This window comes from Bacillus sp. SD127, from assembly GCF_058566445.1.
The window spans coordinates 504,093-522,800 of the sequence record NZ_CP191226.1 but is presented as its reverse complement, the minus strand read 5'-3'; the positions used below and the strand labels follow the sequence as shown (position 1 = coordinate 522,800).

Sequence of the window (18,708 nt, the reverse complement as noted above, 5' to 3'; positions counted from 1 at the left end):
GGTTAGAAATTCTAAAGTCTTAGTCAAAAAGACACTTGAAAGAGGCAGATTTGATGATCTGCTCATTTTCTTATGTGGTAAAATCTTGTAAAGATTAAGAGGTGAAACGGAGGGATGACAATGAGTTTTTTCAGTCCGATGATGTTATTTTTCGTGGTTTTTCCTTTTCTGTCCTTCTTTGTATTTGGAATGGCAGGCACTTTATTGTTTAGAAAACACGGCCTTTGGTCAATGCCGCTTACAGTGCTCTGCTTATTGGTCATATTTATGTTCTGTATTGACTCAGCCGCGCCTGATTTTATTGTTTGGCTTATTTCATTTCCGCTTCTGACCCTATTGGCATCAGGAGTGACCCTTTGGATCAAAAGCTTGTATTAGCTGCAGTCCCAATTGTACAGAACGTTTGAAAAGTCTTTTCCCCTTAAATCATCAGGTGTGCTGAAAAGATTTGCGATGCCGACGTCTCCCTACAACAAATCAATATCATCATCTGAATCAATTTGTAAAAGCATGATGGGATGTTCTTTATACGCGTATTCCAACCGAATTAATCAAAGAATTCAACTGTCCCTATGCCCGCGTATTGCTCAAACTGAAAATCTGTAGGCAGCACCCTCTAGTTTCAAACAATAGGTAAACCTTAGCGAATATATCCATCGTATACAATAAAAGATGGATACAAAAAAAAGACCGGCATCCCGCCAGTCTTTCCTTTACATCTATGACATTGCCCCTGCCGGAACAACCGCTTTCCGGCCTACAGAGTAGTATTCCACTCCGGCGGCGGCAGCCTCTTCTAATGAATAGCAATTTCGCCCGTCAAAAATCAGCGGCTGCTCCATCAAATCATGATAATCTGCTAATGAAAATTGTTTAATCTCATCCCAGTCCGTTAAAATCATGACGGCGTCTGCCCCCTTAACAGCTTCCGCAATCGTTTTTTTGTATTCAACAGCCTGCGGCAAAATATGCTTCGCATGGCTGACGGCAATGGGATCGAAGGCTTTGATATGGGCGTCTAGTGCGGCGAGGCGGTTAGCAATGACAATCGACGGCGCGTCTCTCATATCGTCCGTGTTCGGTTTAAATGACAGCCCCAAAAGGGTGATCGTTTTTCCCGTCACTCCGCCAAGCCTGTTCAGCGCTTTATCAACCAGCATCGCCTGCTGATTGTTGTTGACCCTGATGACCGATTTCAGCAGCTCAAAATCATGCTCGACATTGCCCGCAATTTGCACAAGGGCGTTCGTATCCTTCGGGAAACAAGAACCGCCGTAGCCAATGCCCGCTTTTAAAAACTGGCTCCCGATCCGCTTATCCTGTCCCATGCCGTATGCGACAGATTCAATATCAGCGCCGACCTTTTCACATATATTCGAAATCTCATTTATAAAACTGATCTTAGTGGCCAGAAAGGCATTTGAAGCATATTTGATCATCTCGGCGCTTCTGATATCCGTTTGGTAAACCGGGATATCGAGCGGAAGAAAGAGCTCTTCCAGTTTTCTGGCGGTGTCCTGATCGGCTGTTCCGATCACAATCCTGTCTCCATGAAACGTGTCATGGATGGCTGACCCTTCACGTAAAAATTCTGGGTTGGATGCGATCGATATACTGACAGGCTCCGCAAGATGTTTGGTAATCAGCTCGTAAATCCAATCATTTGTTCCGACAGGCACTGTGCTTTTCGTTACGACGATCGCATCTCGCGTCACGTGCCGGGCAATACGCTTGGCCACATCAGTAATATGCTCCAGATTCGCATGTCCGTCGTTTTTTTGCGGTGTGCCGACCGCTATAAAAATAATCTCTGCCTGGTCTAAGCCTTTCTCGTAGCTCGTTTCAAAGCTCAGCCGCCCATCAGCTATATTTTTTCTCATCAGCTCTTCAAGACCCGGTTCAAATATAGGGGAAATCCCTTTTCTCATTTCTTCAATCTTGTGAGCGTTAATATCAATGCAAGTTACATGATGGCCAATCTCAGAAAGAGAAACACCTGTCACAAGACCGACATAGCCTGTTCCAATGACTGTTATATTCATTGTTTCCCTCCAACAGTTAAATTGCTGCTTTACAGCTTCCGTATTATCGTATGAGAATATCCTGACATGAATGCGGATGATCTCCCGGAAACAACCTGTACAGATTTCTGAAATATGATTCAATCATACAATATACTATTATATCGTTCTCACAAAGAAAGTGGGGAAATGAGAATTGCAGATCAAAAGAGCCCGAATCGTTTTCTTCTTTTGACCGGCTTCGGTGCCTGCCTGTAAATCGCATGATTTTGCAGAAGAAGCTCAGCATTTTCCGTCAGCATATAAGAATATTCCGTACCGAATTCTTTCTCAAGAACACGGAGAGCCTCCTGATAGCGAAAGTCTCTTGTTTTCAGATTATGAGCATCTGAGGCTAAGAAGTGTATCAGATTGGCTTCAGCCAGCCGCAGCGAAAATGCTTTCATCTGTTTCCCGAAAACTCCTGCGAGACTTCCGGTTGTCAACTGAGATGCCGCTCCTTTTTCTATAAGATGATACAGCAAGGACGGATTTTCGCGAATTTCGCTATTGCGTTCAGGATGCGCGATAACCGGAATGTATCCTTTCAGCTGCAAATCATAAAAAAGCTGCTCGGCATATCGCGGAACATGATCAAACGGAAACTCAATCAGGATATATTTCGTGTCATTCAGTGACAGCAGCCGCCCTTCAGCCAAATCCCGTTTCAAGTCCCCGTAGATTCTGATTTCCTGTCCCGGCAGTACGGTGAGCGGGATTTCCTCTTTCATTAAACGTTTGTTTAACAGGTCTGCCGCTTCTCTGACAGCGATTTGCTCGTTTTCATATGAACCATTCTTATGATGCGGGGTTGCAATGATGGTTCTGATTCCCTCACGAACAGCCGCCCTGGCCATTTCGATGCTGTCGTCCAGGTTACTTGCCCCATCATCTATTGACGGGAGGATGTGGCAGTGAATATCAATCATTTCTAAGCCTCCTTTTTTCACAAAAATAAATAACGGGCAGTATGCACGTTATTTATTTTTGTATGAAATTGTCTTCATGTCCGTAGTATCCGTAGTCAGAGTGCTTCGAGCGTTTCTTGCCGTTCATAATGGCTCCGAGGAGCTTGCTGTTGCACGAATCGAGCGCCTCTTTTGCTTTTGCGGCTTTTTCTTTTTCCGTCTTTCCGCTTGAAATAACCAAAACGGAACCGTCTGCGACGTTCCCTAAAATTTGCGCGTCTGCTACAGGGAGAATAGGCGGCGTATCGAAAATCACCATGTCATAGGCCGCACACGCTTCATCCGCAAGCTCCTCCATCCACTTGGAGGAAAGCAGCTCGGCCGGATTCGGCGGGATCGGGCCGCTCGTCAGCACATCAAGGTTTTGTTCCTGAGACATTTGCACGGCCTGTTTCAGTGAGGATTTTTTCAGTAAAACGGATGTTAAGCCTGTCATATTTTCTAGTTGAAAAGTGGTATGTACTGTAGGTTTTCGCAAATCTGCATCGATGAGCAAAACCTTTTTTCCCTGCTGTGCAAATACGACAGCAAGGTTAGCAGCTGTGGTAGACTTCCCTTCTCCAGGGCACGCAGAAGTAATCATCACAGATTTCATTTGGCGGTCCACTGAAGAAAATTCTATATTTGTTCGAATCGTTCGATATTGTTCTGAATTCAAGGATTTCGGCTCTGTCAGCGCAATGACATTTTTGCGACTCCATGAGCCCTTGCTTTTTCTAAGCACCAAAATGTCCACTCCCCGCTTTATCAGATTGAATGCCTTTTAAGCTCTTCGCTGTTTTCTGTTCATTCGCAATGGTGGAAACCGTCCCTAATACCGGTATGTCCAGCAGCGTTTCGAGCTGCTCTTCCGATTTGATCGTATTATCCAAATGCTCAAGCAGGAAGGCCAGTCCGATGCTTCCTGCCAATCCTGCCGCAAACGCGATGGCGATGTTCAGCAGCGGTTTTGGCGATACAGGCGACGGATGTCCAGAAACCTCAGCTTTTGACAGAATGCTTACGTTATCAACATTCATAATCGAAGTGATTTTGTCTTTAAAGACAGATGCGACAGTGTTGGCAATGTGAGCCGCTGTTTCCGCGCTCCCGTCTCTGACAGAAATATTGACCACTTGGGAATCCTGCTCGCTGGAAACAGTAATTTTTTCATTCAGCTCTTGGGATGTCATCGACAAGCCCATCTCTTTAATCACTTCGTCTAAGATAGCAGGGCTCTTAATGATGACATTGTACGTATTGATTAATTGAAGATTGGTTTGGACATCGTTAAATTGGACTTCTTTTTGGTCGTTTTTCGATCGATTGACCAAGATCTGAGTTGAATTTTCATAGATGGGTGTAAGTGCGAAGAAACTGATGAATCCGCCGGCAGCAGTCGCAGCTGCGGTTACAATCATAATCAAAAGTATGCGTTTTCTTAACGTTGATAGTATGTCTTTTAAACTAGTAGATTCTCCCATGATACCTCCAAATCAGCTTATAACATCCTTTTCCATACGATTATACAACGTTAAAACAGCATTTCTCCATCTTTTCACATGACAATATTCGACAAAAATTTACAATAACAGTTTTTCAGCTTCCATCTTGTAAGCGCTCTATTTATTGTCTTGCCAGAGCTGAATCTTTTTCTACTTCCGGTCATTATTCAGAAAAAAATCCCGCTAAAAACCTGCGGGATTTTTATGTTGCGTATCCATTTTTAATATGAGAAATCAAATTTTCAAGCATTTCCTTTGTGGTCATCTCAGATGACTGCTCACCAATATCATGTGCATGCATCAAAATTTTCAGAAATTCTTCTTGATTCAATTTCTTTTCACTCATCATTTTATTCCTTTCAGCTTCCATTAAGTTGAAAACACGATTATTATATGATGCCGGCTCTCGTTTTGCAATCTCTAATACATCATTCGACACATCCCATTTTTTATGTCCTATTTTAGGAAAAACTTTTTCATGCCGCTGTGTTGCGATATAATAGAGAAATTGGATCTTTTTATTACGTGACTCGGTTAGGAGCGATAATCATGCTTCAGAATATGATTTCTAAAGACGATGTGCTGGCGTCGGCTGAACAATTAAAAGAGCTTCTTCCTTACAGCGAGGAAAATGTTCAGCTGATCAAAAAAGCCCTTATTTTATATCGGCAGGATTCAGTCTATCGTTTACAAGCAGTGAGTCCGACGGAAGTTACGGCTTACGTGCAGGATGTTGTGCCTGTGCGGGTCACATTGAACTTATTTGTCATAGCCAAAAGCGGCTGTTCATGTCCGTCTGGGAGAATCTGCCGCCATAAGCTGGCTGTTTTTTTATATGTATATGCAATGTTTGAACGAGTGGGAACTTTTACAGAGCACTGGCTGGAGAGGGAAAAGCTTGAAGAAAGCAAAGAGCTCGTCCGGCGTCAATTCCAGGAGAAGGTGCTGCCTAATGAAGAGTCGCTTTCAAGCTGGCTTGCTTTTTTCGATTCAGAGTTTTCTCTTTGGCAGGTACGCACGGCTGAAGGCAGCCAAAACATGCAGGGCCTCTATTACGGCTATCTGTCCGCTTTGAAAAAGCATGCCCCGAACAAACCGGAGCTGAAAAGCCTGTATCAGATTCATTCAGCGATCGCGGTGTGGCTTCGCATGTTTACATTGATTGAAGAAGGAAAACTGGACCCCGAGCATGATTTTTATTCCCTCAATCCTTATGTCGAACAGCTGATGGACACGATCTACAGCTCAATTGATAAATTAAAAACGTACGCGCTGTCGTTTGCACTCGATCCTTTTCTGGAGAAAACGCCGGATGTCATTCGGGATCTCTTATTGAAGGAAGATATTTTTCAATATGAACGCATCCGCATTTTCGGTGAAATTTGGAGTGCGCTGCTGCCGCGGCCGAAATGGGTTGCTCGTGAGCAAGAGATCCTGCAAAAAGAAGCCGGGCGGCGGTTTTCTCCTGAATTGCAATTCGGGCGTCTGCATTTAGAATTTTTGCAGAAACATGATGACGCGATTTTTGCGGAAACCGACCAATTTCCGCCGGAAGCGCTGCCGTATACGTTCCAATGGCTGAGTGAAATCACCGCAAAAAAGGATTGGAAACGGCTCAAAGCATGGTACCTCCGGATTGAATCGATTGCGATTGGTTATACAAAGCTGGATAAACCGTTTAAAGAAATTCGCGACGTAATTGGCGAGCTGTTTCTTCTGCTGAACGCGTATGTGAAGCAAACCAATGACCAGGCGCTGTTTGAACGCTATGCAGCAGGCTGTCTGCCGTATACTTTCACAGAATACAGCCATCATTTATATGAGAAAAAGCGTTACGCCGAGTGGATCGAAATCCACAGCCTTGTTGGCTTTTCAATTTATGAGATGGATAAAACGATGCTCAAAGAAATCGCGGCGAGCGATCCCGAAGCCCTTATACCCGCATACCACAGAGAAGTGGCCTTTTTTATCGACCAGAAAAACCGCAGCTCTTACAAGGAAGCAGCCCGGTATTTGAAAAAACTGCGGACGCTCTACAAAAAAGCGAAAAAACTGAAGGTATGGGAACGCTATATTCAGCAGCTGAGCTCACATTACAAGCGCCTGCGCGCCCTTCAAGAAGAACTGCAGAAAGGAAAGTTGATTGATGGCGAGTCTTAAAGAAATACTTATTCACGTCGAACAAATGGAAGACGGGTCATTCACGCTCTCAGCCTTTGATGAGAATGAGCAGCCCCTTCCCTACAGCCACATGAAAAAGCATTTGTTTCAATGGCACGAATCCTCATTTTACGGAACCTTCCTTGAGGATGTCAGCTTCATCGGGACAACCGCGGTTTTGCTTTCTCCATGGATGACTGTAGAGCTTCTCGGCAAGAACTCGTTCAACTCATTCAGCTCCGTGCAGCTCACAGAAGAAACGGAACCGCTGATTGAGGCAGCGTCCACCATTTACGAATTTATCGCGGACGGCGATTTCCTGCCTGACTACGAAGCATGGACAAACGGTGTTTTCCGCTGGAAGGATCGGGACAGCATACTGGATGGCTTTACTGCGGAATGGTTTTCAGCCGCGGTGCAGGATTATATTCAATATGACGACGAACTGCGTGAAAAATGGGAAAATATCAAAGAGAAATCACCTGCGATCACAACATTTCGCGGACATTTTCTGGATGAAGAGGATTTTCTCGAAGGCATCGGCTGGGTTGACGATCAAACCCCGTTTACGGTCGGCCTCCGCTTGAATGAACCAGACTTTGACGGTGATGACTGGAAAATCGAAATGTTTTTACGCGATAAAAAGAGCGGCGCGGTTGTATTTTTTGACGGGCTGAAGAGCCTCAAAAAATCGTGGCAGGCCTACAGCGATAAAATCGCACGCGAGCAGGACCGCTTTCATCGAACGGTTCCGTGGCTGTCATTTGATTCCGGCACCACGTTGATTTCAGAGGAAGAAGCCTGGATTTTCCTGTCAGAGGCAAGTGAGACGCTTGTCGATATGGGTGTTGAAATCCTCCTGCCATCCTGGTGGCAGATTGTCAGAGACAGCAGCATGATGCTTAAAGCAAAAGTATCTTCCGCCCCGCGCGGCGAGTCATTTGTCGGCATGAATGCGCTGCTTGATTTTAACTGGCGGTTTGCGACAAACGGCATTGAGCTGACAGAGGATGAATTTAACGAGCTTGTCGCGAGCAACAGGCGCCTCGTTAATATTCGCGGGCAATGGGTGAAAATAGATCCGCAGTTTATCAAACAGATGAAACGGCTGATGGAGAAAGCGGAATCAGAAGGGCTCCATATGTCTGATATTCTGGCACGAGAGCTGATGGATCAGCAGGAAGGCGGGCTTGAGGACTCGGACATCATGGATACATCCGCTTTTGCCGGTATTCAATTCGACCTGTCAAAACAGCTCAGATCACTGATTCGAAAGCTGACAACAGCGGAAAATCTGCCGGAGCATGAGGTCAGCCCCTCCTTTCAAGGCACGCTCCGCCCGTATCAGAAATACGGCATGAACTGGCTGCTGTTTCTGCGGCAAAGCGGTTTTGGCGCCTGTCTGGCCGATGATATGGGGCTTGGGAAAACCATTCAGATGATCGCATATTTTCTTCATGTGAAGGAAAGCGGACGGCAAAACACGCCGAATCTGATCATCGCGCCGACATCCGTACTTGGCAACTGGCAGCGGGAGCTTCAAACCTTCGCGCCCAATCTGTCGGTCGCTCTCCATTACGGCCCGCGCCGTCCGAAGGGAGAAGACTTCTCCAGCTATTATGATAACGCGGATGTTGTCTTAACCTCCTACGGGCTGTCGCATGCCGATTCTGAAGAGCTTTCTTCGGTGACATGGAACACAATTTGTCTTGACGAAGCACAAAATATTAAAAACGCGCACACGAAGCAATCACGCGCAATCAGAAAGCTGAAGGGCATTCACCATATCGCGCTGAGCGGAACTCCGATGGAAAACCGCTTGACTGAGCTATGGTCGATTTTCGACTTCATGAATAAAGGCTACCTTGGCAGTCTGACCGGTTTCCATAAACGCTATGTATTGCCGATCGAAAAGGACCGGGACGAAAAAAGAATCGGACAGCTTCAGCAATTAATCCGGCCGTTTTTGCTGCGGCGGACAAAACGGGATGAGGACGTCGCATTAAACCTTCCCGACAAGCTGGAGCAAAAAGAATTTATTCCGCTGTCAGCCGAACAGGCGTCTCTCTATGAGCAGCTGGTGAAAGACACTTTTGAACATATGTCGTCACTGACAGGCATGCAGCGAAAAGCACTGATCCTCAGCATGCTCGGACGGCTTAAACAAATATGCGATCATCCCGCGCTTTATTTGAAGGAAGATCAAACCGAGCTGCTGGCCGGACGTTCGGTCAAGCTTGAAAAATTGCTTGAGCTGATGACAGCGATCCGTGCCCAAAACGAAAGCTGTCTCATTTTCACGCAATATATTCAAATGGGGAACATGATGAAGCGATTGCTTGAAAAAACCTTCGGCGAACCTGTGCAGTTTTTGAACGGGAGTCTTTCTAAGCAAGACCGCGATGCACTCGTTGAGAAATTTCAGAAGAAAGAATACCCGACACTGATTCTTTCGCTGAAAGCGGGCGGCACCGGTCTCAATCTGACAGCCGCCAATCACGTCATTCATTATGACAGATGGTGGAATCCGGCTGTTGAAAACCAAGCCACTGACCGGGCATACCGCATCGGGCAGGAGCGGTTTGTCCACGTCCATAAAATGATTACAACGGGAACAATTGAAGAAAAAATTGATATGATGCTTGAAACGAAGCAAACGCTGAACGACCAAATTATCCAAAGCGAAAACTGGATTACCGAGCTGTCCACAGATGAGCTCGAAGAATTATTTACATTAAGCGCCTCAGCGCAGGCACAATAACCACAAAAAAAGCTGGCTCTTTAAAAGAGCCAGCTTTTTCCGTTCATCGCCGTCACGCCGAATTTCACAGAATCCGTTACGCCGGTTATGTACAGGATGCACTTTTTCTCAAAAGATAAACCTTACAGCAAGTGCCGAATCATATGGGCAACGCCATGTTCATCATTGGTCAGGGTTACAGCGTCGGCTATCGCTTTGATGTCCTCCCGCGCATTGCCCATCGCTACGCCTTTTCCGGCAGCCTCCAGCATAGACCTGTCATTTAAGCTGTCGCCCACGGCTGCTGTTTCCTTCATTGGGATGTTAAGCCGCTTTGCCAGCCTTTCCAGCGCCTGCCCCTTGGATGCCTTTTTGGAGGAAAGCTCAAAGTTATGATCAGCAGAGCTGACAAGTGTCAGATCTTTATCCTCCTGGTATCTCTGCCAGCCGGCCTCCAGCTTTTCTTTGAAGAAAGAAAAGCCAAGAATGTTGTAAAAATCAATCTGCTTATCCTCCTCAAAAAGCTCTTGAAACGTGTCGATATAAGCGAAGCCCGATTGACTGTATTGCACCTCGGCTGCCTGCATCAGAACAGAAAGGTCAGCCTTTGGATTCGCACTTTTGACCCGGTCAAGCTCAACATCAAGGAGCTGCCTGCCGTTTTGCGGCGTATAAATAGCTGAGTCTGTAAAAACCTCATAATAATAGTTTTCTGACTGAAGCCACGAGAGGATGTCATACGCCCGTTTTTTATCGATTGTTTCCGAATGATAAAGCCTGCCGTCAGGGTCGTGAATGACAGCGCCGTTCGCACTGATGACCCACGTTTTGATCCCGAGCGGTTCAAAAATGGACACGACATCAAAATAAGCGCGTCCCGTTGATACAACAACCTCAATCCCGTCCCGCTGCGCCTGCCGCAGAGCATTTTCATTTTCTGAGCTTACTTGATGCTTGCTGTTCAGCAAGGTTCCGTCTAAGTCGGTCGCAATCAATTTCACGTTTATCAGCCCTTTCTTTCATCCTGCTCTGTCACGAGAAGTTCGACGCCATTAAGGTCAAGCAAGTCGCAAAACGCCTGATCCGGCAGCCGGTCTGTGATCAAGAGATCAATTTCACTCAGCTCAGCGTACTGATAAAAACCGGTGCTTCCCAGCTTCGAATAATCCGCAAGGGCGATCACCTGCTTCGCCTGCTGAATCATTTTTCGCTTCACCAGCCCATCTTCTTCATGCGCGATCGTAATGCCGTGTTCAGAAATGCCGACAACACCGATCAGCGCTTTATCGACGTGATAGCTTGAAAGCTTTTCAATCACAGAGGCGCCGTACAAGAAACGATGCTCCTTTTCAAGCTTGCCTCCGAGAAGATAGATCTCAATACCATCTTTGTCTGAGAGCTCTTCCGCGAGATTAATGGAGTTGGTGATAACCGTACAGTCGTCTGCATTTAAGTGTTTAGCGCACGCCTGAACGGTTGTAGACGCATCTAAAATAACCCGGTCGCCATTTTGGATCAGTGATGCGGCGAGTTTGCCAATCTTGTTTTTTTCCTCGGACACTGTTTTCAGCCGCCCGGAATACCCTTGGATTTTCTGGTGCACAGACGGCAGAATGGCGCCGCCTCTTGTGCGAATAATGGCATTCTGTTCCTCCAGCTTCACAAGATCCCGCCGTGCTGTATCTCTGGACACCTGAAGGAGCGTACAGATCTGCTCAGTTGTAATGCGGTTATGCTCCTTTAGATAATCCACAATCGCTACTAATCTTTCTTCTTGGTACACGCCCTCATTCCTTTTCATATGACGTTATCTTTAAGTAATTATAAGTTTTTATATATTAACAATCAATATTATTAAGTGAAATTAAGTAAAAATGCATCATAAGAACCAATTTTTCCTATCTGAAACAGAAAGAAAAAACCAGTCTGGTCGACTGGTCAATACAGAGGGGATGATGCGAAGAAAAGTAATCGTGAATGGGATTTAAAGCGGGAGGAGCAGGGGGATGTCAATCGGCAGCTTTTTCCCGAGGTTTAGGGTCCATAAAACGAACAGTATCAGCCATCACTTCAGTTACGTACACTTTGACACCTTCCGCATTTTCATAGCTCCTTGTCTGAATCCGTCCGCTTAGGCCAACGAGAGAGCCTTTTTGGCAATATAACGCCGTGTTTTCGGCCGTTTTTCTCCAAAGCGTGCAATTGACGTAATCCGCTTCAATTTCTCCTGAAGCATTTTTGAAGCTGCGGTTAACTGCAATCGTAATGTGTGTGACTGCCGCGCCTGCAGAAGTGTACCGAAGCTCAGGGTCTTTTGTTAAACGTCCGACAAGCATGACCTGATTGAACATTGCGATTCCTCCTCTCCTTGCGGTTACACGTATTGTAGACGATGCAACGAGAAAAGAAAAACGCTCAAAACCGCATTTCAGCCTCTGTTTTTATCTTTCGTTTTCATTTTTCCCTCAGCTAAAAACAGCTTTTGTTTTTTCCCTCTAAAGAAATATGTATTTTTTAAAAACCGGAAAAACAATTTAGATGTCAGCCAATGCTGCGTATTCATACAGACATAAGAAGAGCCGTCCCATGCAAACCACTGAAAGCTGAGCTTCTTTTCCGGGAGCGACAGCTGGATTTTGTACTGTTCCATCCCATCATAAGTTTCGTATAAAAAAATCATCCTCTCTTTCCTATATAGATGAACCTCAAAAATATCTTTACGGCTTAACATATAAGCTTCGTTCGTTTGAATCAAACGCTGATCCGCCGGAGTGCCGTCAATATAAATTTCCTTTAAATGAAATCGATTCATACACACCTCTCCGTAATCCATAGTCAGTTACAGTATAATGAAAAAATAGAAATTATTAAATGTTGTACCAGGACAAAATATATTGTTCCCGGCATTACAGCGTTTTCACGGAAAAATGAATATGTGTTATAATTCATTTTAAGAATTCTTTGTAAGTAAATGGGGTGAGATAAAAATGAAAACCTTTAAACTGGTTGATCTGAACGTGGAACGAGTGGACAAGGAAGAAAAGTCAATTGAACAGTTTCCCCTTATTGACGGACTGATTATCAATAAAGAAGACGGTGAAAATCACTGGCTGATTGAAGCGCTTGTTCCGAAGGAGCACTTGTCTTTTTTTGACCAGCTTCAAAAAAAACAAGCTGAAGTCAAAGTGTTTGTGACGATTACGAAAAAAAGCAACCGCCCCGCCCAGCTGACTGCAGCTGTGAAGAATATTGCTGAACTGGAAGAAAGCATCTCGGTTTTAATTTACGGACAAATGGTGACAAGAAAACAGCAAGGCACTGAAACCATTCTGGAATCTCTTGTAAAAGAGGGCTATACAGGAGCGAAGCTGATCGAGGCGTTTAAGCAGAAGATATAAAAGAGAGTGGAAATCCCCCTCTCTTATTTTACATTTGCTGAGGTGACACGTATGAATAAGCGAAAAATTCAAGCGGTTGTTTTATCACTTATCGGCGCAGCTGTCCTTTTGACATCAAGTTTGCAAACACCTAGAGAAGCTGTTGCTGCCGGGAAGAGTCCTAATCTAAAGAAAATGAATGTCAATGAGTTTTTCACTGATCACGACGGAACTTTTATCTTACGTGATCTGAAAAATGAAAAAACATTCGTCTACGGCGATCAACGCGCGACACAAAGATTTGCGCCGCAATCGACTTTTAAAGTCCCAAACGCGCTCATTGGATTACAAACAGGCGCCGTTAAAGATGAATATGACATCAAATACTGGGACGGTGTAAAACGTGAGCTCGATGTATGGAATCAGGATCACACGCTAGGATCTGCCATGAGATACTCCGTTGTTTGGTATTATCAAGCGATGGCCCGAGACATCGGAGAAGAGCGAATGAAAGAATGGATTGATAAAATAGCGTACGGCAATCAAGATATCAGCGGCGGCATTGACCAATTTTGGCTGAGCAGCACGCTTAAGATTTCTCCTCTGGAACAAACGGACTTTATGGAAGCCTTATACAAAGAAAAACTGCCATTTGATAAAAGCGTAATGAAGACAGTGAAGCGGATGATGATTCAGGAAGATGAGGATCATTATACGCTTTATGGAAAAACCGGTTCAGGCTCAGGCATCGGCTGGTATGCAGGCTTTGTCAAAACCGAAAACGGAGTGTACAGTTTCGTGACGAACATTGACGGTACCGGCACAGAAGCGAAAAGCATGACAATGGACATTTTGAAGAAATATGTTCTGCCATAAAAAAGACCGCCGTCTCAGACGGCAGTCTTTTTTTATTCCGGTGACCTTGTTTGCTGCTTCAGCAGATCTCTGATTTCTTTCAGCAGCTCTTCTTGCGCATCCGCCGCTTCCGCCTCAGCCTCTTCTTCCGCTTCTTTCTTACGCTTCAATTGATTCAAAGTCCGAATCACAATAAAAATAGAGAACGATATGATTAAGAAATTTACAATGGTTTGAATGAAGCTGCCGTATTTGACGACCGCATCACCGAATGTAAAGGACAGCCCCGAAAAATCAAGCCCTCCCAGAAGCAAGCCAACTAAAGGCATAATGATATCATTAACGAGCGATGTGACGATCTTACCGAACGCGCCCCCTATTACAACACCAATCGCAAGGTCAACAATGTTCCCGCGCATGGCAAAGGTCTTAAACTCTTTCCACATACAATCACCTGCTTTTTTTGTTTTGAAAGAAAAAAAGACAAATGTGCCGCTGCCCATCTGTCTCTTTTCACTTAATCGCCGAGGGCAAAAGTCAGTTCAACTTCGCAAACCACTTCGCCGTCAACTTTGGCAACGCCTTTTCCGCGCCCGATTGTGCCTCTCGCACGAGTGATTTCCACCTCAAGGTGAAGCTGGTCACCAGGTTTCACTTGTTTTTTAAACCGGCAATTGTCAATGCCTGCAAAAAACGCCAATCTGCCGCGGTTTTCTTCTTTAATCAGCATCGCAACAGCCCCGACTTGAGCAAGCGCTTCTACAATTAATACGCCGGGCATTACCGGATACTGTGGAAAATGTCCGTTAAAGAACTCTTCATTAGCAGTTACATTTTTATAGCCTTTTGCCCGTTTGCCCTCTTCAACTTCCGTAATCCGGTCTACGAGCAAAAACGGATAGCGGTGAGGAATAATTTCTTTAATTTGCTGAGTATCAAGCATTCTCTTGACATCTCCTTCATCTGCGTTAGTATGTATAGCAATCATTTATGATCTAATCTGTACATTTGAAAAGTATATTATGAATTAACCTCTTTTTCAACCGGCGCCCAAAGTGTAACCAACTGTCAATGAGAGCCGTCAAAAGTTGTGATATGATAATTATAGATTTTACCATTAGCAAAGAGGTAGGAAAATGATTTCGAAGTTGATTGAAAAAAGAATTCAAAAAATGTTAGACGAGTGGTATACCGCTATTGGCAAACGTAAAATGGATGACGCAGCAGCACTTAAAGAGAAAATCGACCAGCACCTTCCGAAACTTAAAAAGAACACAAAACTTTGGATGCGTTATCAACTGTTCTTCGCACGCCACCAGCTCCTTTTTGAAAACCAGGACGGGATGGATTCATTATTCCATGAGTTATATGAACAGGAAGACAAAATGGATGATGAATTGAAATATTATCTGCATTTTTTCTCAGGATTATATGAAATGGTCAAAACCGCTCCGAAGCATGCGGTGAATGGTTTTAAAAAAGCTGAGCAGTACCTGCACGCGATTCAAAACGCATTTGAAGCCGCTGACTTTTATTATCAAACCGCCGGCGCCTATTACTTGATGAAATCACCGCCGCTTTCCATCCAATATGTTGAAAAAGCATTAAATATCTACTTGCATCAATTCGGCTATGTCAAAAAGGTGATCAGCTGCAAACTGCTCCTCGCTGTAAACTATATTGATCAAGAGCGCTATGATGAGGCTGAACAGCTTTTCAAAGAAATCATCAGGAAAACCCAGCAGGTAAATGACGATAATCTGCTGTGCCACGCTTATTATAATTTGGGCTTTTTAAAAGCAACCGAAAAGAAGGACCATGAAGCTCTTCTCTACTTTAAAAAGGTATTGAAGAATCATGAATTTGAAACCAATTCTCCAGTATCCTATCTGCACTGTGTGTATGAATCCGTCAGAGCTCTTTTTAAAACAGAAAAGATCTCAGAAGGAAAAGCGGTTTTGCAAAAAGGGAAAGAATTATCTGAAAAGGTAAACATTCAAACAATTCAATTGAAACTAAAAACACTTGAAGCGCTCTATACGTCTGCTGAAGATCCTTATGATACCTTGCTTGAATATGTGCTTGAATTAGAAAAAATCGAAGCTTGGGTGGATTTAGAGGTGCTTTTGGAGGACATCACGGAATACTACAAAAAAAAGGACGATTTCGAAAAAGCCGCCTTTTTTATTATGCGCGGCTGATTGAAAACGCCCATCTTTCGATTATCTTACAGAATTAATCAAACCGAGCATCTGATCACCCATTGTGATCGTTCTGCTGTTCAGCTGATAAGAACGCTGAGACGCAATCAAATCTGTCATTTGCTTAGAAATATCCACATTTGACATCTCAAGTGCACCCTGCTGCATGCCGATGTTTTGTCTGTTTGCGCCATTCAGCTCTTCAAAGGCTGCTGCATTATCAATGGAGAAAAGATTATTTCCTTCGGATTTCAGCTCTTGAGGATTGTTCACTTGGACAACCCCGAGATTAAACCGCTGCACCGTATTCCCGTTAGATGCGGTTAAGGTCCCGTTTTCATTGATCGTGATTTTTTTCATTGAGCTGTCTATGTTTACTGCATTGCCGTTTTCATCAAGCACGGGATGACCGTTGCCTGTCACGAGCTGAAGCTGGTTGGCATTATCAGCGGAAGGCGATAAATAAAGCGCTCCGTCCCTCGTATATTGGCGATTGCCATTCACGTTAACCTGGAGGTATTGGTAAGGAGACGTAAAAGCGATATCCAGATCGCGCTCCGTCTTCTTAATGCTTCCTTGATCGGATACAAGCCGTGAATTCATCATCGCTCCGACACCAAGGCGCAAGCCGGGCGGCGTTTTTCGGGATTGTGCCACTTCTTCATTTTTTTCATCAACCTGATCGAATTGCTGTCTGACGAGCTCAGAGAAATTCGTATCCTTAGCCTTATAGCCGGTTGTGTTGCTGTTGGAAAGGTTGCTGCTGATTGTGTCAATCTGCTGCTGCAGCTGGTTTAAGGTTGTTGATGCCGTTAGCATTGACCTGAGCATAGTTGATGTCCCCCGTTTTTTCTTCCGTTATCTTATATTTTTCCGATTTCATTGGCTGCTTTGTCCATACTTTTGTCATACGCCTGAATGACCTTCTGGTTTGCTTCAAACGATCTGTACGCTTCAGTCATTTCTGTATAGGCGCTCGTCACATCAACATTCGAAAGCTCGGAAACGCCTTGTTTTAATGAATAGGATACTTGGTTATTGCCAGCCGCACTCGGCAGGTCATTTCCGTCAGCCGTGCTGTACAAATCATTGCCATCTTTTTTTAGATTTCTGACGTCCTCTGCCATTCTGACATCAATCTGTCCGGCTGTTCGTCCGTTCGCAGTAACAGTACCGTTTTCAGACACAGTGAAATTTTCATTATCGACCGTAATCGGCTGTCCTGTCGTGGATAAAATGGTATTTCCGTTGATTGTCAGCTGATTGTTCTCATTTAAAGAAAACGTGCTGCTTTTGGAATAACGGACACCATTCGCCGTTTGAACCGGATAAAAAAGGGCCGCATTTTCATTTGTTTCTGCATTTACCGGAACTTGATGTTCAATCAATGTGATGTCTGTAGGCTGATCCGTCGACTTAAGGCTTCCCTGTGTGAAAAGAGGCTTAAGCTCCTGCATATATACACCGGTATTAACGGAACCGATTTCTGTTTTCGATGTGCCGGCCGGAGATTTTGCTTCAATTCTGCTGAGAAGCATCTCAGGGAACGCACGCATCGAGCCTTGTTCTGCTTTATATCCGGATGTATTTGCGTTTGCGATATTATTTGAAAGCATTTCCGTTCTGCGCTGCTGGGCAATCATTGCGGATGTTGCGGTATATAATCCTTTTAACAAGTTTTCCACCTCTAAAATGGCATTTTTTCCAGTTGTCATGTAGGAACATTCGTTCTATAATACAAATAAGTATTTTATCCTATTATCGGCATTTCTCATCAATTCGTGAAGAGTTTTCATAAAAAAACCCCATTCTTTTTCAGAATGAGGTTTGAGTGATCAGCTTAGTTTGCGTTTAGGAAGCTTGTCCATATTATCAAGCATAACACCTGTGCCGACCGCCACACAATCCATTGGATTTTCAGCGACAAGCACCGGAACCTTCAGCTCTTCAGCGAGCAGCTGGTCGAGGCCGTTTAAGAGCGCGCCTCCACCGGTAATGATAACGCCGCGGTCAATGATATCAGCGGACAGTTCAGGCGGTGTTCTTTCAAGCACTTGTTTCGCTGCCTGCACAATAACAGCTACAGATTCACGAAGGGCTTCTTCTACTTCTTTGCTGTTTACTGTAATTGTTCTTGGAAGACCTGAAACCATGTCCCGTCCGCGAATGGAAATTTCTTCTTGACGTGCGTCTGGGAAAACTGTTGCGACTTTAATCTTAATATCTTCCGCAGTACGTTCGCCGATCAGCAGCTTGTACTCGCGTTTGATGTAATTTAAGATTTCCATGTCAAACTTGTCCCCAGCCATTTTAATAGAAGAGGAGGTGACAATATCGCCCATTGAGATGACTGCGATATCCGTCGTCCCGCCTCCGATGTCTACAACCATGTTACCGCTCGGCTGGAATATTTCCATACCCGCGCCAATAGCGGCAACTTTCGGTTCTTCTTCAAGGTACACATGTTTACCGCCGCTTTTTTCAGCAGCTTCTTTGATTGCTTTTTGCTCAACTGATGTAATATTCGTCGGGCAGCAAATAAGCATGCGCGGTTTTGAGAACAGGCCTTTTACGTTCAGCTTGTTAATAAAATGTTTCAGCATTGCTTCTGTTACTTCAAAATCAGCAATAACTCCGTCTTTCAGCGGGCGAATCGCAACAATATTCCCAGGTGTACGTCCAACCATTCGTCTTGCCTCTTCGCCAACCGCCAGCACTTTGCCGCTGTTTTTATCAAGTGCAACTACGGAAGGTTCATTCAGAACAATTCCTTTACCTTTAACATGGATCAGTACATTTGCAGTACCGAGGTCAATACCAATATCCCTTGCAAACATCTATTTATATCCTCCTTGAAAATCTG

Annotated in this window: 20 protein-coding genes and 1 pseudogene; 6 read left to right on the top strand and 15 right to left on the bottom strand. The window is 44.5% G+C overall.

Features of this window, described 5'->3' with window-relative positions; all coding sequences use genetic code 11:
• The first annotated feature begins 120 nt into the window (after window positions 1-120).
• Entirely contained in the window at window positions 121-378 is a 258-nt protein-coding gene (locus ACQVGS_RS02770) for a DUF2651 family protein (protein ID WP_263463479.1), read from the top strand.
• Here ACQVGS_RS02770 and ACQVGS_RS02765 read toward each other — a convergent pair.
• From ACQVGS_RS02765 to ACQVGS_RS02740, 6 genes and pseudogenes are all read right to left on the bottom strand, one after another.
• Window positions 375-542: pseudogene (locus ACQVGS_RS02765) on the bottom strand (DUF1963 domain-containing protein); the annotation flags it as partial. The gene ACQVGS_RS02770 and the pseudogene ACQVGS_RS02765 overlap by 4 nt on opposite strands.
• Window positions 543-719: 177 nt before the next feature.
• Window positions 720-2,042 carry a UDP-glucose dehydrogenase family protein gene (locus tag ACQVGS_RS02760; protein ID WP_106019688.1) on the bottom strand — a complete coding sequence of 441 codons (1,323 nt, stop codon included), beginning with the start codon at window positions 2,040-2,042 and terminating at the stop codon, window positions 720-722.
• A 182-nt stretch (window positions 2,043-2,224) separates the two neighbouring features.
• Window positions 2,225-2,989: a tyrosine-protein phosphatase gene (locus ACQVGS_RS02755; protein ID WP_263463478.1), complete on the bottom strand. Its 765-nt coding sequence runs from the start codon at window positions 2,987-2,989 to the stop codon at window positions 2,225-2,227.
• 52 nt (window positions 2,990-3,041) lie between these two features.
• Window positions 3,042-3,755 (bottom strand): CpsD/CapB family tyrosine-protein kinase, encoded by a 714-nt coding sequence (locus ACQVGS_RS02750; RefSeq protein ID WP_263463477.1) that lies wholly within the window; start codon window positions 3,753-3,755, stop codon window positions 3,042-3,044.
• A complete protein-coding gene (gene tkmA, locus ACQVGS_RS02745) occupies window positions 3,745-4,491 on the bottom strand; it encodes a protein-tyrosine kinase activator TkmA (RefSeq protein WP_491830886.1) in 747 nt (248 codons plus the stop codon). Before tkmA ends, ACQVGS_RS02750 begins: the two co-directional genes overlap by 11 nt.
• Before the next feature lie 223 nt (window positions 4,492-4,714).
• Complete coding sequence (locus ACQVGS_RS02740; protein ID WP_010332161.1) at window positions 4,715-4,858, bottom strand: YwzD family small protein; 144 nt, start codon at window positions 4,856-4,858, stop codon at window positions 4,715-4,717.
• A 203-nt stretch (window positions 4,859-5,061) separates the two neighbouring features.
• Here ACQVGS_RS02740 and ACQVGS_RS02735 point away from each other — a divergent pair, with 203 nt between their 5' ends.
• Together ACQVGS_RS02735 and ACQVGS_RS02730 are read left to right on the top strand one after the other, a co-directional pair.
• A complete protein-coding gene (locus tag ACQVGS_RS02735; RefSeq protein WP_106021926.1) occupies window positions 5,062-6,672 on the top strand; it encodes an SWIM zinc finger family protein in 1,611 nt (536 codons plus the stop codon).
• Window positions 6,659-9,433, top strand: coding sequence for a DEAD/DEAH box helicase (locus ACQVGS_RS02730; protein WP_491830884.1), 2,775 nt, complete (start codon window positions 6,659-6,661; stop codon window positions 9,431-9,433). Before ACQVGS_RS02735 ends, ACQVGS_RS02730 begins: the two co-directional genes overlap by 14 nt.
• Window positions 9,434-9,555: 122 nt before the next feature.
• Here ACQVGS_RS02730 and ACQVGS_RS02725 read toward each other — a convergent pair whose 3' ends face one another.
• From ACQVGS_RS02725 to ACQVGS_RS02710, 4 genes are all read right to left on the bottom strand, one after another.
• Window positions 9,556-10,413: a Cof-type HAD-IIB family hydrolase gene (locus ACQVGS_RS02725; protein ID WP_326374400.1), complete on the bottom strand. Its 858-nt coding sequence runs from the start codon at window positions 10,411-10,413 to the stop codon at window positions 9,556-9,558.
• Between the two features lie 5 nt (window positions 10,414-10,418).
• Window positions 10,419-11,195: a transcriptional regulator GlcR gene (glcR, locus tag ACQVGS_RS02720; RefSeq protein WP_326374405.1), complete on the bottom strand. Its 777-nt coding sequence runs from the start codon at window positions 11,193-11,195 to the stop codon at window positions 10,419-10,421.
• Between the two features lie 226 nt (window positions 11,196-11,421).
• Entirely contained in the window at window positions 11,422-11,763 is a 342-nt protein-coding gene (gene ssbB / locus ACQVGS_RS02715) for a single-stranded DNA-binding protein SsbB (RefSeq protein WP_024123111.1), read from the bottom strand.
• A gap of 77 nt (window positions 11,764-11,840) precedes the next feature.
• A complete protein-coding gene (locus ACQVGS_RS02710) occupies window positions 11,841-12,224 on the bottom strand; it encodes a hypothetical protein (protein ID WP_024123112.1) in 384 nt (127 codons plus the stop codon).
• Window positions 12,225-12,399: 175 nt separating this feature from the next.
• Here ACQVGS_RS02710 and ACQVGS_RS02705 point away from each other — a divergent pair, with 175 nt between their 5' ends.
• Window positions 12,400-12,810, top strand: coding sequence for a YwpF-like family protein (locus ACQVGS_RS02705; protein ID WP_059292379.1), 411 nt, complete (start codon window positions 12,400-12,402; stop codon window positions 12,808-12,810).
• Between the two features lie 51 nt (window positions 12,811-12,861).
• Entirely contained in the window at window positions 12,862-13,665 is an 804-nt protein-coding gene (gene blaOXA, locus ACQVGS_RS02700) for a class D beta-lactamase (protein ID WP_101859828.1), read from the top strand.
• 32 nt (window positions 13,666-13,697) lie between these two features.
• On the opposite strand, the gene mscL is transcribed toward blaOXA, so the two are convergent.
• Both mscL and fabZ read right to left on the bottom strand, forming a co-directional pair.
• Window positions 13,698-14,090, bottom strand: a complete 393-nt coding sequence (mscL, locus tag ACQVGS_RS02695; protein ID WP_024123115.1) for a large conductance mechanosensitive channel protein MscL — start codon at window positions 14,088-14,090, stop codon at window positions 13,698-13,700.
• 71 nt (window positions 14,091-14,161) lie between these two features.
• Window positions 14,162-14,587: a 3-hydroxyacyl-ACP dehydratase FabZ gene (fabZ, locus tag ACQVGS_RS02690; protein ID WP_106019694.1), complete on the bottom strand. Its 426-nt coding sequence runs from the start codon at window positions 14,585-14,587 to the stop codon at window positions 14,162-14,164.
• Window positions 14,588-14,780: 193 nt separating this feature from the next.
• Between fabZ and rapD the strand changes: the two genes are divergently transcribed.
• Window positions 14,781-15,845 carry an aspartate phosphatase RapD gene (gene rapD, locus ACQVGS_RS02685; RefSeq protein WP_024123117.1) on the top strand — a complete coding sequence of 355 codons (1,065 nt, stop codon included), beginning with the start codon at window positions 14,781-14,783 and terminating at the stop codon, window positions 15,843-15,845.
• Window positions 15,846-15,866: 21 nt separating this feature from the next.
• Here the strand turns inward: rapD and flhP are convergent, their stop codons facing one another.
• The 3 genes from flhP to mbl all read right to left on the bottom strand — a co-directional run bounded on the left by flhP (window position 15,867) and on the right by mbl (window position 18,682).
• The gene (gene flhP, locus ACQVGS_RS02680) at window positions 15,867-16,676 is read right to left on the bottom strand and encodes a flagellar hook-basal body complex protein FlhP (protein ID WP_024123118.1); all 810 of its coding nucleotides are present in this window, start codon (window positions 16,674-16,676) and stop codon (window positions 15,867-15,869) included.
• A gap of 32 nt (window positions 16,677-16,708) precedes the next feature.
• Window positions 16,709-17,521 carry a flagellar hook-basal body complex protein FlhO gene (gene flhO / locus ACQVGS_RS02675; protein ID WP_105990828.1) on the bottom strand — a complete coding sequence of 271 codons (813 nt, stop codon included), beginning with the start codon at window positions 17,519-17,521 and terminating at the stop codon, window positions 16,709-16,711.
• Between the two features lie 159 nt (window positions 17,522-17,680).
• Window positions 17,681-18,682 (bottom strand): cell shape-determining protein Mbl, encoded by a 1,002-nt coding sequence (gene mbl, locus ACQVGS_RS02670; RefSeq protein WP_014115458.1) that lies wholly within the window; start codon window positions 18,680-18,682, stop codon window positions 17,681-17,683.
• Between the last annotated feature and the right edge of the window lie 26 nt (window positions 18,683-18,708).

What these genes read in the sequence shown, in the direction of transcription:
- ACQVGS_RS02770 (WP_263463479.1), top strand. Translation starts at nt 121, where the DNA reads ATGAGTTTTTTCAGTCCGATGATGTTATTTTTCGTGGTTTTTCCTTTT.
- ACQVGS_RS02760 (WP_106019688.1), bottom strand. Translation starts at nt 2,042, where the DNA reads ATGAATATAACAGTCATTGGAACAGGCTATGTCGGTCTTGTGACAGGT.
- ACQVGS_RS02755 (WP_263463478.1), bottom strand. Translation starts at nt 2,989, where the DNA reads ATGATTGATATTCACTGCCACATCCTCCCGTCAATAGATGATGGGGCA.
- tkmA (WP_491830886.1), bottom strand. Translation starts at nt 4,491, where the DNA reads ATGGGAGAATCTACTAGTTTAAAAGACATACTATCAACGTTAAGAAAA.
- ACQVGS_RS02740 (WP_010332161.1), bottom strand. Translation starts at nt 4,858, where the DNA reads ATGAGTGAAAAGAAATTGAATCAAGAAGAATTTCTGAAAATTTTGATG.
- ACQVGS_RS02735 (WP_106021926.1), top strand. Translation starts at nt 5,062, where the DNA reads ATGCTTCAGAATATGATTTCTAAAGACGATGTGCTGGCGTCGGCTGAA.
- ACQVGS_RS02730 (WP_491830884.1), top strand. Translation starts at nt 6,659, where the DNA reads ATGGCGAGTCTTAAAGAAATACTTATTCACGTCGAACAAATGGAAGAC.
- ssbB (WP_024123111.1), bottom strand. Translation starts at nt 11,763, where the DNA reads ATGTTCAATCAGGTCATGCTTGTCGGACGTTTAACAAAAGACCCTGAG.
- ACQVGS_RS02710 (WP_024123112.1), bottom strand. Translation starts at nt 12,224, where the DNA reads ATGAATCGATTTCATTTAAAGGAAATTTATATTGACGGCACTCCGGCG.
- ACQVGS_RS02705 (WP_059292379.1), top strand. Translation starts at nt 12,400, where the DNA reads ATGAAAACCTTTAAACTGGTTGATCTGAACGTGGAACGAGTGGACAAG.
- blaOXA (WP_101859828.1), top strand. Translation starts at nt 12,862, where the DNA reads ATGAATAAGCGAAAAATTCAAGCGGTTGTTTTATCACTTATCGGCGCA.
- mscL (WP_024123115.1), bottom strand. Translation starts at nt 14,090, where the DNA reads ATGTGGAAAGAGTTTAAGACCTTTGCCATGCGCGGGAACATTGTTGAC.
- fabZ (WP_106019694.1), bottom strand. Translation starts at nt 14,587, where the DNA reads ATGCTTGATACTCAGCAAATTAAAGAAATTATTCCTCACCGCTATCCG.
- rapD (WP_024123117.1), top strand. Translation starts at nt 14,781, where the DNA reads ATGATTTCGAAGTTGATTGAAAAAAGAATTCAAAAAATGTTAGACGAG.
- flhP (WP_024123118.1), bottom strand. Translation starts at nt 16,676, where the DNA reads ATGCTCAGGTCAATGCTAACGGCATCAACAACCTTAAACCAGCTGCAG.
- mbl (WP_014115458.1), bottom strand. Translation starts at nt 18,682, where the DNA reads ATGTTTGCAAGGGATATTGGTATTGACCTCGGTACTGCAAATGTACTG.